This is a genomic window from Pseudooceanicola nanhaiensis, from assembly GCF_020171315.1.
GTDB lineage: Bacteria > Pseudomonadota > Alphaproteobacteria > Rhodobacterales > Rhodobacteraceae > Pseudooceanicola > Pseudooceanicola nanhaiensis_A.
The window spans coordinates 137,634-149,625 of sequence record NZ_JAIUZP010000008.1; the positions used below are offsets into that span (position 1 = coordinate 137,634).

The 11,992-nt window shown below is 67.4% G+C and carries 12 protein-coding genes; 10 read left to right on the forward strand and 2 right to left on the reverse strand.

Going from position 1 to position 11,992, the window contains the following annotated elements:
• Positions 1–78 precede the first annotated feature (78 nt).
• The 5 genes from LCM32_RS14800 (at position 79) to LCM32_RS14820 (ending at position 4,893) form a co-directional block, all read left to right on the forward strand.
• Positions 79–1,302 carry an FAD-dependent oxidoreductase gene (locus LCM32_RS14800; protein ID WP_224821854.1) on the forward strand — a complete coding sequence of 408 codons (1,224 nt, stop codon included), beginning with the start codon at positions 79–81 and terminating at the stop codon, positions 1,300–1,302.
• A 90-nt stretch (positions 1,303–1,392) separates the two neighbouring features.
• Positions 1,393–2,139, forward strand: coding sequence for an arylmalonate decarboxylase (locus tag LCM32_RS14805; protein WP_224821855.1), 747 nt, complete (start codon positions 1,393–1,395; stop codon positions 2,137–2,139).
• 111 nt (positions 2,140–2,250) lie between these two features.
• Positions 2,251–3,162, forward strand: a complete 912-nt coding sequence (locus tag LCM32_RS14810; protein WP_224821856.1) for a polysaccharide deacetylase — start codon at positions 2,251–2,253, stop codon at positions 3,160–3,162.
• Between the two features lie 18 nt (positions 3,163–3,180).
• On the forward strand, positions 3,181–3,936 hold the full coding sequence (locus LCM32_RS14815) for a GntR family transcriptional regulator (protein WP_224821857.1): 756 nt from the start codon (positions 3,181–3,183) through the stop codon (positions 3,934–3,936).
• 48 nt (positions 3,937–3,984) lie between these two features.
• Entirely contained in the window at positions 3,985–4,893 is a 909-nt protein-coding gene (locus tag LCM32_RS14820; protein ID WP_224821858.1) for an MBL fold metallo-hydrolase, read from the forward strand.
• A 56-nt stretch (positions 4,894–4,949) separates the two neighbouring features.
• Here the strand turns inward: LCM32_RS14820 and LCM32_RS14825 are convergent, their stop codons facing one another.
• Positions 4,950–5,720: a GntR family transcriptional regulator gene (locus LCM32_RS14825; RefSeq protein ID WP_224821859.1), complete on the reverse strand. Its 771-nt coding sequence runs from the start codon at positions 5,718–5,720 to the stop codon at positions 4,950–4,952.
• 208 nt (positions 5,721–5,928) lie between these two features.
• Between LCM32_RS14825 and LCM32_RS14830 the strand changes: the two genes are divergently transcribed.
• From LCM32_RS14830 to LCM32_RS14850, 5 genes are all read left to right on the forward strand, one after another.
• Positions 5,929–6,711 (forward strand): hypothetical protein, encoded by a 783-nt coding sequence (locus LCM32_RS14830; protein WP_224821860.1) that lies wholly within the window; start codon positions 5,929–5,931, stop codon positions 6,709–6,711.
• Between the two features lie 12 nt (positions 6,712–6,723).
• The gene (locus LCM32_RS14835) at positions 6,724–7,614 is read left to right on the forward strand and encodes an isocitrate lyase/PEP mutase family protein (protein WP_224821861.1); all 891 of its coding nucleotides are present in this window, start codon (positions 6,724–6,726) and stop codon (positions 7,612–7,614) included.
• Positions 7,611–8,246, forward strand: a complete 636-nt coding sequence (locus LCM32_RS14840) for an isochorismatase family protein (RefSeq protein ID WP_224821862.1) — start codon at positions 7,611–7,613, stop codon at positions 8,244–8,246. Before LCM32_RS14835 ends, LCM32_RS14840 begins: the two co-directional genes overlap by 4 nt.
• Positions 8,247–8,271: 25 nt before the next feature.
• Positions 8,272–9,027, forward strand: a complete 756-nt coding sequence (locus tag LCM32_RS14845; RefSeq protein WP_224821863.1) for an SDR family NAD(P)-dependent oxidoreductase — start codon at positions 8,272–8,274, stop codon at positions 9,025–9,027.
• Between the two features lie 104 nt (positions 9,028–9,131).
• Positions 9,132–10,268, forward strand: a complete 1,137-nt coding sequence (locus LCM32_RS14850) for an AbrB family transcriptional regulator (RefSeq protein WP_224821864.1) — start codon at positions 9,132–9,134, stop codon at positions 10,266–10,268.
• A 447-nt stretch (positions 10,269–10,715) separates the two neighbouring features.
• Here the strand turns inward: LCM32_RS14850 and LCM32_RS14855 are convergent, their stop codons facing one another.
• Positions 10,716–11,981 carry a glutamate-5-semialdehyde dehydrogenase gene (locus LCM32_RS14855; RefSeq protein WP_224821865.1) on the reverse strand — a complete coding sequence of 422 codons (1,266 nt, stop codon included), beginning with the start codon at positions 11,979–11,981 and terminating at the stop codon, positions 10,716–10,718.
• Between the last annotated feature and the right edge of the window lie 11 nt (positions 11,982–11,992).

The following is an 11,992-nucleotide window of genomic DNA, read 5'->3' on the forward strand; positions in this document are numbered from 1 at the left end:
TTGTCCTTACATTATGTGCACAAAGTCTGACACCAAATCACTCCCAGGACCCGTTGCCGCGCAAGGACTCGAATCACGATGACACAGACCGAAAAGACCGTTCCTCAAAGGGTTATCGTGGTGGGCGCCGGCCCCGTGGGCCTCGTGGCGGCCGCCTCCCTGGCCCGCGAAGGCATCCCGGTGACGATTCTCGAAAAGAGCCGTGACCTGCCCAAGGACCTGCGCGCCTCGACCTTCCATTCGCCGACGATGGACATGCTGGAGCCCTTCGGCGTGATGCCCGGGCTGATCGAAAAGGGCCTCGTCTGCCAGCACTGGCAGTTTCGCGACCGCGAGGAAGGCGTCATCGCCACCTACGACCTCGGCCTGCTGGAGGGCGCCACGAACTATCCCTACCGGCTCCAGTGCGAGCAGTGGAAGTTGACGGAAGCCTTGAGGGATATCCTCGAAGCCTCTGATTCCACGGAACTTCTCTATAACCTCCGTGCCACCGGCGTGACGCAGGACGACGACGGCGTGACGCTGACGGTCCAGCACGACGATGGTTCGGTCGAAGAGATGAAGGCCGCCTATGTCATCGCCTGCGACGGGGCGCATTCGGCGCTGCGCAAGGCGCTCGACGTGCCCTTCGAAGGCATGACCATCCCCGAGATCTTCCTCTCCATGTCGACCACCTTCGACTTCGGCGCGGCGATCCCCGACCTGACCCCGATCGCCTATCTGACCGATCCGCAGGAATGGGCGGTGCTGCTGCGCACGCCCTCGCTCTGGCGGGTGCTGCTGCCGACCGATCCCAACATGTCGGAAGAGCAGATCAAGGACCCGGCCCTGATGGAGAAGCGGCTGCAGGCGCTTTGCCCCAAGGAGGGCCCCTACGACGTGGTCCATGCCACGGCCTACCGGGTGCACCAGCGGGTCGCGAAGAGCTATGTCGCGGGCCGCGTCTTCCTTGCGGGCGACAGCGCGCACCTGAACAATCCGCTTGGCGGGATGGGCATGAACGGCGGCGTCCACGATGCGGTGAACCTCGTCGGGAAGCTGGCCAAGATCTGGCGCGGTGAGTCCGGGCTGGAGCTGATGCAGCTCTATGACGCGCAGCGCCGCAAGGCCTGTATCGACACGGTGCAGAGCCAGTCGATCCGCAACCGCCGCATGATGGCCGAGACCGATCCCGAGGCCCGCAAGGCCTATCACGCGGAACTGCGCGAGGTGGTCGCCGACCCCGAGAAACACCGCGCCTTCGTGATGCGCTCCTCCATGATCCAGTCGCTGCGCGACGTGGAGGCGCTGGAAGAGGCCTGAGACAAAAGGGCTGAGGCCCAGAGACACGCCCGGCAAACGGGCGCCGACATCGGGCCGCTGGCCCGTGCATCATCCAACAGAGGAAAGACAATGACCGACAGCCTTGGCTACCGCATGAAATTCGGCGTCATCGCGCCCTCCACCAATACCTCGGTGCAGCCGGAATTCGACGACATGCGCCCGGTGGGGGTGACCAACCACTTCTCGCGCATCATCATCCCCGATGAGCCCGTGCACAGCGACGAGGATTTCAACAACCTCGTCATGGGCATCCGCGCGGCCACGATGGACGCCATCGACGCGGTCAAGACCTGCTCGCCCGGTGCAATGATCATGGGCATGTCGGCCGAGACCTTCTGGGACGGCAAGGAACGCGCCGACAAGCTGCAGGCCGAGATCATGGAACGCGCGGGCATGCCCGTGGCCATGGGCTCCGACGCGTGCATGAACGCGCTGAAATGCTTCGGCGACATCAAGAAGATCGCCGTCATCACCCCCTACATGCCCATCGGCGACGCACAGGTGGAACGCTACTTCACCGATTGCGGCTTCGAGGTGGTGCAGGTGAAGGGGCTGAAATGCCAGTCCCCCATGCTGATCGCCCATGAGACCGAGAAGACCCTGCGTGACGCGCTGATCGAGGTGAACGACCCCTCGGTCGAGGCGATCATCCAGGCCGGGACCAACCTCGCCATGGCGCGCGTCGGCGGCATCGCGGAGTTCTGGATGGACAAGCCGGTGATCGCGATCAACACCGCGACCTACTGGCACGCGCTGCGCATGAACGGGATCCAGGACAAGGTGCAGGGCTTCGGCTCGCTCCTGTCGCATTACTGACGTGACTGGCCGGGCGCGGCCCCTTCCCGCCCGGCCCCTTTTTCTGCCCCGGCCCTCTCACCCTCTCCGGTGCGCGCCCCCTGCCGCCCCGGCCCCCAAGGACACCGCCCGATGCACTACGATTTCGTCCCGCTCCCCGATCGCAAGCCGCTGAAATGGCCCAATGGCAAGAAGCTGGCGGTCATCCTGACCACCAACCTCGAATACTGGGATCAGGAACGGGACGATCCGGCGCCCTATTACCCGGGCGGCCCCGGCATCGTGGGCGGCACCCTGCCCGGCGATGTCTATGACAACCCGAACTGGACGTGGCGGGAATACGGCCAGCGGGTCGGCGTCTGGCGGATGTTCGATCTCTTCAAGGCCGAGGGCGTGCCGACCTCCTGCACCATGAACGCCAAGATGGGGATCGAGCGCCGCAAGGTCGTGGAGGCCGCGCTTGCCAATGGCTACGAGGTGATCCCGCACAACTACGTGCAATCCGACCTGCTGACCGACTTCGCCAAGGACAAGGAGAAGGAGCGCGCCGTCATCCGCGAGACCCTGAAGGTCTACGAGGAGGTCTGCGGCAAACCGGCCAAGGGCTGGCTCTCCTCCTCGTTGCGCTCGACGCTGAACACCGCCGACATCCTCGCCGAGGAAGGGCTGCTCTTCTTCACCGATCTGCTGAACGACGATCAGCCCTACATGGTCCAGACCGAGTGCGGCCAACCTCTGGTCTCGATCTCCTATACGTCCGAGGTGAACGACTTCACCGTCTTCATGCGGCAGGGCATGGACGTCGAGGGCGCGGCCCGGGTCTTCATCGAACAGTTCAACTGGCTGCGCGAGGAGGCCGAGGCCAGCGGCTCGGGCCGGTTCATGAACATCGGCCTGCATCCCCATGTCATCGGCCAGCCGTTCCGCATCCGGGCGATCCGGGAATTCATCCGCCACGCCAAGCAATTCGACGACATCTGGTTCGCCACGCGCGAAGAGCTTGCATCCTGGTACGTCGAGAACCACGCTTCGCATATCGGCTGAAGAGGAACGGAGTCCGCAATGCCCGACCAAGGCCCCCTGATCCCCGGCTTCCCGTCCGAGGGCGCGCTCGACGAGCTGTCCGACATGAAACCGGCGGACCGCGCCTACCACGTGATCCGCGCGGCGATCCTGTCCGGCGAACTGGCCCCCGGGTCCCATCTTGCGGAAAGCCAGCTGGCGACCATGTGCAATTCCTCGCGCACCCCCGTGCGCGAGGCCCTGCAACGGCTGACGGCAGAGGGGCTGGCGCTCTCCGAGGGCCGCAGCCGGTTCGTAGCGAATTTCACCTACCACGAGGTTTCCATCGTCTTTGACCTGCGCGCCCGGATCGAGGCCTACGTCGCCCAGATCGCCGCCCGTCACATCACCCCGCGCGAACTCGACATGATGGAGCAGCTGGTGGAGGAGATGGACCGCCTCGACCGGGGCGAGATCGAGGCCTTCCACAACCTCAACGGCGAGTTTCACGATTGCATCCTGCGGGCCGCGCGGTCGGAACAGCTTCGCTCGGTCACGCGGCAGGTCTTTGCCCTGCCCCTGACCGTGATCAAGCAGTCCTTCTGCAACCAGCCGATCGACATCGTCCGCTCCAACGCGCAGCACAAGGATATCCTCGGCGCGCTGCGGGCGCGGGACGAGGGCTGGGCCTCCTCGGCGATGCTGGTGCATCTGCTCTCGACCAAGCCCGCGCCGCCGGAAGACGCCGCGAACCCGGGCCTCGCTGGCCTGCTGCCGCCGGGGCTGAGCACTTCCTTCCCGCCGCGCACCTCCTGATCCCGCAAGGCCCGCGCCACGCCCTGCCGCCCCACCGGAGTTTCCGCAATGCTACAGCTTGGCCCCGACCTGACCCTTGAGCGGGCGCTGGACCTCTCGCCCTTCGTCCTGCCGATGGACCTGCTCTTTCCCGGCCGCGACATCGCGGATCTGGCGGGCGCGCGGGACTGGCTGGAGCCGCTCCACGTGGATTTCACCGCGCAGACGATCCTGCTCGACGTGCAGAGCCACATCCTGCGGATCGGCGGCAAGGTGATCCTGATCGACACCTGCGTGGGCGAACACAAGCACCGCCCGCGACGCCCCGACTGGCACAACCGCGCCGCCAGCGGCTACCTCGACCGGCTGGCCGCGCTTGGTCTGCGGGCCGAGGATGTGGACGTGGTCTTCTGCACCCATCTGCACACCGATCACGTGGGCTGGAACACCCGGCTGGAGAACGGCCGCTGGGTGCCGACCTTCCCCAACGCCCGCTACCTCGTGGGCGAGGCGGAGCTAGCCTATTGGCTGGCCGAAGAGGCCCGCGCCCCGGACGAGGCCAACCACGGGTCCTTCGCGGACAGCGTCCAGCCGGTGCTCGATGCCGGGCTGATGGAAACCGTGGCCGATGGCGCCGATCTCTGTTGCGGCATGGCGCTGGAGGCCACCACGCTCACCGTCACGCCGACGCCCGGCCACACGGTGGGTCACCGGGCGCTGACCCTCAAACGCCGCGACGTGACGGCCGTGCTCTGCGGCGATGCGATCCATACGCCGGCGCAGCTTTACCGGCCCGAGTGGTATTCGCGGTTCTGCTCCGACGGGCCGCTGGCGGTGGCGACCCGGCGCGCGCTGCTGGAGGCCGCCGCCGGTGACGGCCATATCCTGATCCCCGGCCACCTGCGGGGTGCGATGGGGATGCGGGTGCAGCCGGTGCAGGCCCCCCATGGCGACGTCTGGAGGCCGGAATGGCTCTGACGCCCAGCCACCGGGGCCCGGCGCGGCGGGCCGAAAGGCCCCGCGTGCCGCTGCGGTCAGGCCTGCCCGCGGTTGCGCTTGATATGCATCTTGTAGCTCAGCTGTTCCGCCGGGTGCCAGTTGCACGAGGTGATCACCACCCCTTCCGACGAATGGTAACGCCGCAGCAGTTGCAGCGCGATGGCGCCCGGCGCCAGCCCGAGGTAGCGCTGCGCCTTCTCCGGCATCGGGGCGGCGCTGATCTCCTGCTCGCATTCGTCGATCGGAACGGCGGAATGGCTTTCCAGCAGCGAGAAGAACGCCCCCTGGTGGCCTTGGAACTCGGGAACGTATTTCGCGAAACGCGCGGGCACATAGCTTTCGATGAAGGCCAGCGGACGGCCGCCCGGCTCGGTCCAGCGGACGCCTTCGACACGGGTCCAGGTCTCGCCCGCCTTGCCGCCGACGACCTCGGCGAGGGATTTGTCCAGAACAACCTCCTCCGTGTGCATGACAACGTAGTAGGTCTCCACCGCCACCTGGAACAGCTCCTGAAGGCTGTCGAAGGTCTGGCTGTAGCGCATCTGCGGCTCGGTCGAGATGACCCGCGTGCCAAGCCCCTGCCGCCGCTCGACAAAGCCGGTCTCGGTCAGGTGGCGCAGGGCCTCGCGGACGGTGAAGCGCGAGGTGTCGAATTCCCCGGCCAGCTCGATCTCCGTCGGCATGAGCGAGCCCACGGGATAGGTGCCGTCACGCAGGCGGGATTCAAGGATTTTCTGAATGCGCGCATAGCGGGGGCCGGTGCCCTCGTCCTGCGTCTGCGTCGTGTTGCCGTCCTGTACGCTCATATGCTGCCTCTTTCCTCCCCCGATGTCGCCCCGTCTGCGAGCGGGCGTTTGGAGAGCATCTGCCCTTTTTTGTCCACTTGTCCAGCCAAACGCGCCAGAACCGGACATTTATCACACCAACCAAGCCATATGTATGGACATACTCATCCAACCATGTGACGTATTAGCGAACAAACACGGGTTCCGGCAAACGGAATCGGAGCACTTGATGACCCAGACTGTCCTGTCCCCCTCCCGTCCCGGCCGCCGTCAGCTCAGCTATGGCCAGCTGGGGCGCCTCGGCCTGATCTGCCCGCCCACCAACACGGTGAACGAGGCGGAATGGGCCCAGCTCATGCCCGCGGGCGTGACCTTCCACAGCCATCGGATGAAGCTGCACTCCGACACCACGAGCGCGGAGGGCCTCGCCGGGCTGCACGCGGATCTCGACGCCGCCATCGCCATGCTGAAGGTCGCGGATGTGGACGTGGTGGCCTATGCCTGCACCGCGGGCTCCATGATCTCACCCGCGCGCGCCCTGCCCGACGCGCTGACCGCCCGCAACGGGATCGCCACGGTCACCACCGCGGCCGCCATCGTGAGTGCGCTGAAGGCGCTTGGCGTGACGAAGATCAGCGTGGCCACGCCCTACCACGATGCGCTCAACGATCACGAGGTGCATTTCCTCGCCGATCACGGGATCGAGGTGCTCTCCATCGCGGGGCTCGGCCTTGGCGCCAAGGGTCCTGTGGAGTTCCCTCTGATCGCCCAGACCCCGCTCGACATGGTCGCGGCCCATGCCCGCGCCACCTTCGTGGAAGGGTCGCAGGCGCTGCTCCTCTCCTGCACCGATTTCCCGACCCTGCCCCTGATCCCGGTCCTCGAGGCCGAGCTGGGGGTGCCGGTCATCTCGTCCAACACCGCCACGCTGCACGGGGCGCTTGCCGCCGCGGGGCTGGAGGGCCTCGCCATTGCCGGCGCGGGGCGGTTGCTGGGCGGCGCCAACGTCTGAGGAGGAGACAAAATGGCAGATCCCACCCTGCGCAAGAAACTGGAGGCAGGAGAGTTCATCCTCGCCCCCGGCATCTATGACCTGATCTCGGCGCTCTTTGCCGACCGGGGCGATTTTCCCGCGCTCTATGTCACCGGCTACGGCACCGTGGCCTCGCACCTCGGCCTGCCCGATGCGGGGCTGGCGACCTACAGCGAGATGCTGGGCCGCATCGCGCAGATGGTGAAACGGACGACGAAACCGGTCATTGCCGATGCGGACACCGGCTATGGCGGGCTGCTGAACGTGCGCCACACGGTGCAGGGCTACGAAGATGCGGGCGTCACCGCGATCCAGATCGAGGATCAGGAATTCCCCAAGAAATGTGGCCATACCCTTGGCCGCCGGGTGATCGCCGCCGAGGATATGGCCCGCAAGATCGCCGTCGCCGTGGACAGCCGCCGGTCCGAGGATTTCCTGATCATCGCCCGCACCGATGCCCGCACCACGCTGGGCCTCGACGAGGCGATCCGGCGCGGCAAGCTCTATGCCGAGGCGGGCGCGGATATCGTCTTTGTCGAAAGCCCCGAAAGCGTGGAAGAGATGACCCGCATCGCCAGCGAGATCGACCGCCCGCTGGTCGCCAACATGGTGCAGGGCGGGCGCACGCCGATGCTGAGCGCCGAGGAACTGGCCGCCATCGGCTACCGTATGGCGATCCATCCGGCGGCGGGCTTCCTTGCCACCGGCGCGGCCCTCTCCGCGGCCTATGCGGATCTGGCCGCCCATGGCGCGATGACAGACGCGGTGCCGCTGCACCCGTTTTCCGATTTCAACACCCTTGTCGGCTTCGAGGATGTCTGGGCGTTCGAGAAACGCTTCCCCGAGGTTGGCCCGAACATGCAGGACAGGACACAGGAATGAGCGAAGATCTTGGCGACAACTATGCCCGCGCCTATGGCAAGAAGGCCGGCTACGGGCAGCGCCCGGCGCTGGTGCTGGTGGATTTCGCGCAGGCCTACTACGACCCCGACTGCCCGCTCTACGGGGCCGAGGGCTGTGTAAACGCGCTCGCCTCGGCGCTACGCATCCGCGAGGCCGCGCATAAGGCGGGCCTTCCGGTGATCCTGACCGAAGTCTACTATCCCGATGACCGCGGCCTTACCGCCGGGCGGTTCTGGCAGAAGGCCAAGCCGCTGGCCGCCTTCGTCAAGGGCCGCAGCACTGCCGCCTTCGCCGATGGCCTCGTGCCGCGCGAGGACGAGGTGATCGTCAGCAAGCAGTATCCGTCGGCCTTCTTCGGCACCTCGCTGGCCCCGATGCTGACGGCCATGGGCGTGGACAACGTGATCCTCACCGGGCTGACGACCTCGGGCTGTGTCCGCGCCTCCTGCGTCGACAGCATGAGCCATGGCTTCATCACCACCGTGGTGGGCGATGCCTGCGGTGATCGGCATCCCGGCCCCCACGAGGCCAACCTCTTCGACATGAACGCGAAATACGCCGACGTGGTGAGCGAGGCGGAAATCCTCGACCACCTCGCCACCCTCGCCTGATCCCCCGCGCCGAAAGGACCCTGCCATGACGACCCTCTCGCCCGCGGCCCCCAGTGGCCGCACCATTGCCGTGCTTGGCGGCGCCGGTGGCATCGGCCGCGCGCTCGTCGCCTCGCTGGAGGCCCTCGGTGACCGGGTCATCGTGCTCGACCTGCCGCGGGCGCTGGAGCATCACGGCATGGCAGGGATCGGGCTGGACGCGGGCGACGAGGCCGCAGTCGAGGCCGCAGCCGCCGCGCTGAAGGAGATGGCGCCCGAGGGGCTCGACGGTTTCGTGAACCTTGCGGGCTGGAACAGCGAGATCCGGCCGGTGAGCGAGACCCCCGCCGCCTATTTCGACGACGTGGTGCAGGGCAACCTGCGCTCCACCTTCCTCACCACCAAGGCCATCGCGCCGCTGATGAAGGACGGCGGCGGCATCGTCCTGTGCTCCTCCGGGCTGGGTCAGTTCATCCGGCCGGGGTTCGGCGCCTACGCGGCCTCCAAGGCCGGTGTCATCGCGCTGACCAAGACCTTTGCGCTGGAACTCGCCCCGCGTCTGCGTGTAAACGCCGTGGGGCCGGCCGTTGTCGACACCGCCTTCCTGCGCGGTGGCACCGGGCGCTCGGACGAGAGCGCCGAAAATATCCTCGACCTCGACCGGTACAAGGCAATGACGCCGCTGGGACGCGTGGCACAGCCCGACGACGTGGCCGGGCCGATCCGTTTCCTGCTGGGGCCGGACGCCGGTTTCATGACCGGGCAGATCCTCTGGGTCAACGGCGGCGGCTACATGCCCTGATCTCTTCGGCGCCAAGGTGGGCCTGCTCCCGGCCCCGCACGGCGCCTTCTGCTTTCAGGGACCGGGCCCCTCGGCCCGGTTCCGTCTCTTTCCGCGAGGCTTTCGTGACCATCACTTCCGAGACCGTATCCCCCGCCGTCCCCGCGCAATGGCTGCGCGGCCCAATGCGACTGGGGGTGATGTGGCTGGCGCTCTTCGGGCTCTCGGCGCTCCTCGCATGGGCGCTGGAGATGGTCCACCTGCCCGCGGCCCTGCTGCTGGGGCCGATGGTGGCGGCGATCACGCTGGCCTCCAGCGGGCTCACCTCCGCCAACCACGTGCTGCCGCGCTCGATGGGGCTGCCGCGGGTGATCTTCGCCCTCGCGCAGTCGGTGGTGGGCACGATGATCGCCACGACGATCCCGGTGGAAACCCTCGGCGGCGTGCTGCAGGACCTGCCGGTCTTCCTCTTCGGCGTAATCTCGGTCATCGCGGCCTCGGCCTGGCTGGGCTATGCGCTCACCAAGCGGCAGGTGCTGCCGGGCGCAACGGCGGTCTGGGGCTCCACCCCCGGCGCCGCGCAGGCCATGGTTTTCCTCGCCGAGGCCAACGGCGCTGACATGCGCCTCGTCGCCGTGATGCAATACCTGCGCGTCGGCATGGTCGCCGCGGGCGCCTCGCTGATTGCGCGGTTCTGGCTCGGCGCGCCGGAGGTGGCGGCAGAGCCGATCAACTGGTTCCCCGCGCCGGATTTCGCGCTCGTCCAGGCGCTCGGCCTGATGGCCATCGGCATGGTGCTGGGCCGGGTCTTCAAGCTGCCCGCCGGGGAGTTTCTCGGCCCGCTGCTGATCGGCACGGCGCTTCAGGGCTTCGGGCTGATTTCGCCCGAAGTACCGCACTGGATGCTGGCCCTCGCCTTCGCGGTGGTGGGCTGGACCATCGGGCTGCGGTTCACCAAGGCGATCCTGCTGCACGCCTGGAAGGCGCTGCCCCGGCTGGTGTTCTCGATCCTCATGCTGATGGCGCTTTGCGCCGGGTTCGCGGTGCTGATCTCGGTCACGATGGACGTGGACCTGCTGACCGCCTACCTCGCCACCAGCCCGGGCGGCGCGGATTCCGTGGCGGTGATCGCCGCGTCGAGCGACGTGGACATCGCCTTCGTCATGGCGATGCAGACGCTGCGGTTCATCCTGGTGCTGATCTCGGGGCCGATGATCGCGAAGTTCGTGGCGAAGAAGGTGGGCGCTCTGGCGCAGGGCTGATGGCTTGCCTTGAACGGGCCGGGTGTGGGGGCGCCCCTCAATAGATTGCTGGGGCGGACTTAACCCCTTCCACCGCCTCCCCAACCGCGAAGCCGCGCATCGCCGGCGCGCGCGGAGGCGATCCGGACCTCTCTGGCTCCCACTTTATGGCAGCCAAGCTCGCCGCTCCTTCTCAAGGGACCGCCCAGCCTCACCAAATCGCCGCCGCGTGGGGGCGCGCCGGCGATGCGCGGCGGCCTGCGGCCTTGTCCCGCGCAGGAGACAGTCGAAACCGGAGGAAGGGCGCGGCATCTGCGATATTTGAGCCCCGTCAGTTCAGCTGCCGTCTCGTGAGCGCCATCCGTTCTACGCCCAAGCGAAACCCCTTCCGGAACCGCACCTCCAACGCCAAAAACAGAAAGGGCCGCCCCTCGGGACGGCCCTCTCGATCTCCAGCAAACCGCAGCGTTACTTCCGCACGGTCCCATTGCCCTCGACGAGATACTTGAAGCTCGTCAGCTGCTCCGCCCCGATCGGGCCGCGGGCATGCATCTTGCCGGTGGCGATGCCGATCTCCGCGCCCATCCCGAACTCGCCACCATCGGCGAACTGGGTCGAGGCATTGCGGATCAGGATCGCACTGTCGAGCTCGTTGAAGAACCGTGCCGCCGCCGCGTCGTCCTCGGTCAGGATCGCGTCGGTATGGGCCGAGTGATGCGTGCGGATGTAGTCGAGCGCCTCGTCGAGGTCCTCCACCACCCGCGCGGCGAGGATGCTGTCGAGGTATTCCTTGCCCCAATCCTCCTCGGTCGCGGGCACCACGCCCTCGATCTTCTGCAACGTCGCATCGCCGCGCACCTCGACGCCGAGGTCCAGCAGCGCCCGCACGACGCCCTGCCCGATGGTGTCCACCACGTCGCGGTGGATCAGCAGGCATTCGGCCGCGCCACAGATGCCGGTGCGCCGGGTCTTGGCGTTGATCACCACGTCCAGCGCCTTCTGCGGGTCGGCGGCCTTGTCGAGGTAGATGTGCACGATCCCCTCGAGGTGGGCAAAGACCGGCACCCGCGCCTCGCGCTGCACCAGCCCGACGAGGCCCTTGCCGCCGCGCGGCACGATCACGTCGATATGCTCGACCGCCTGCAGCATCGCCTGCACGGCGGCGCGGTCGCGGGTCGGCACCAGCTGGATCGCCGCTTCGGGCAGGCCCGCCACGCGCAGCCCCTCGACGAGGCAGGCATGGATGGCCGAGGAGGAATGGAAGCTCTCGGAGCCGCCGCGCAGGATCACCGCATTGCCCGCCTTGAGGCAGAGCGCGCCTGCATCGGCGGTCACGTTCGGGCGGCTTTCGTAGATCACGCCGATGACGCCAAGCGGCGTGCGCACGCGGCGGATGTGCAGGCCCGAAGGCTGGTCCCACTCCGCCAGCACGGCGCCCACCGGATCGGCCTGCGCCGCGACCGAGCGGAGGCCGTCGCAGATGCCCTTGATCCGCGCCTCGTCCAGCATCAGCCGGTCCATCATCGCGGGGCTCAGGCCCTTGTCACGACCGTAGTCGAGGTCCTGCGCGTTGGCCTCGATGATCTCCTTGCGGCGCGACCAGACCGCGTCGGCGGCGGCCTCGAGCGCGCGGCGCTTGGTCTCTGCTGGGGCCGTGGCGAGGATCGCGGACGCCTTGCGGGCAGCCTGGCCGATCTCGTCCATAAGGGCAGGAATGTTCTCCAAGTCCTTCATATCACGGGCCT

What these genes read in the sequence shown, in the direction of transcription:
- LCM32_RS14800 (WP_224821854.1), top strand. Translation starts at nt 79, where the DNA reads ATGACACAGACCGAAAAGACCGTTCCTCAAAGGGTTATCGTGGTGGGC.
- LCM32_RS14805 (WP_224821855.1), top strand. Translation starts at nt 1,393, where the DNA reads ATGACCGACAGCCTTGGCTACCGCATGAAATTCGGCGTCATCGCGCCC.
- LCM32_RS14810 (WP_224821856.1), top strand. Translation starts at nt 2,251, where the DNA reads ATGCACTACGATTTCGTCCCGCTCCCCGATCGCAAGCCGCTGAAATGG.
- LCM32_RS14815 (WP_224821857.1), top strand. Translation starts at nt 3,181, where the DNA reads ATGCCCGACCAAGGCCCCCTGATCCCCGGCTTCCCGTCCGAGGGCGCG.
- LCM32_RS14820 (WP_224821858.1), top strand. Translation starts at nt 3,985, where the DNA reads ATGCTACAGCTTGGCCCCGACCTGACCCTTGAGCGGGCGCTGGACCTC.
- LCM32_RS14825 (WP_224821859.1), bottom strand. Translation starts at nt 5,720, where the DNA reads ATGAGCGTACAGGACGGCAACACGACGCAGACGCAGGACGAGGGCACC.
- LCM32_RS14830 (WP_224821860.1), top strand. Translation starts at nt 5,929, where the DNA reads ATGACCCAGACTGTCCTGTCCCCCTCCCGTCCCGGCCGCCGTCAGCTC.
- LCM32_RS14835 (WP_224821861.1), top strand. Translation starts at nt 6,724, where the DNA reads ATGGCAGATCCCACCCTGCGCAAGAAACTGGAGGCAGGAGAGTTCATC.
- LCM32_RS14840 (WP_224821862.1), top strand. Translation starts at nt 7,611, where the DNA reads ATGAGCGAAGATCTTGGCGACAACTATGCCCGCGCCTATGGCAAGAAG.
- LCM32_RS14845 (WP_224821863.1), top strand. Translation starts at nt 8,272, where the DNA reads ATGACGACCCTCTCGCCCGCGGCCCCCAGTGGCCGCACCATTGCCGTG.
- LCM32_RS14855 (WP_224821865.1), bottom strand. Translation starts at nt 11,981, where the DNA reads ATGAAGGACTTGGAGAACATTCCTGCCCTTATGGACGAGATCGGCCAG.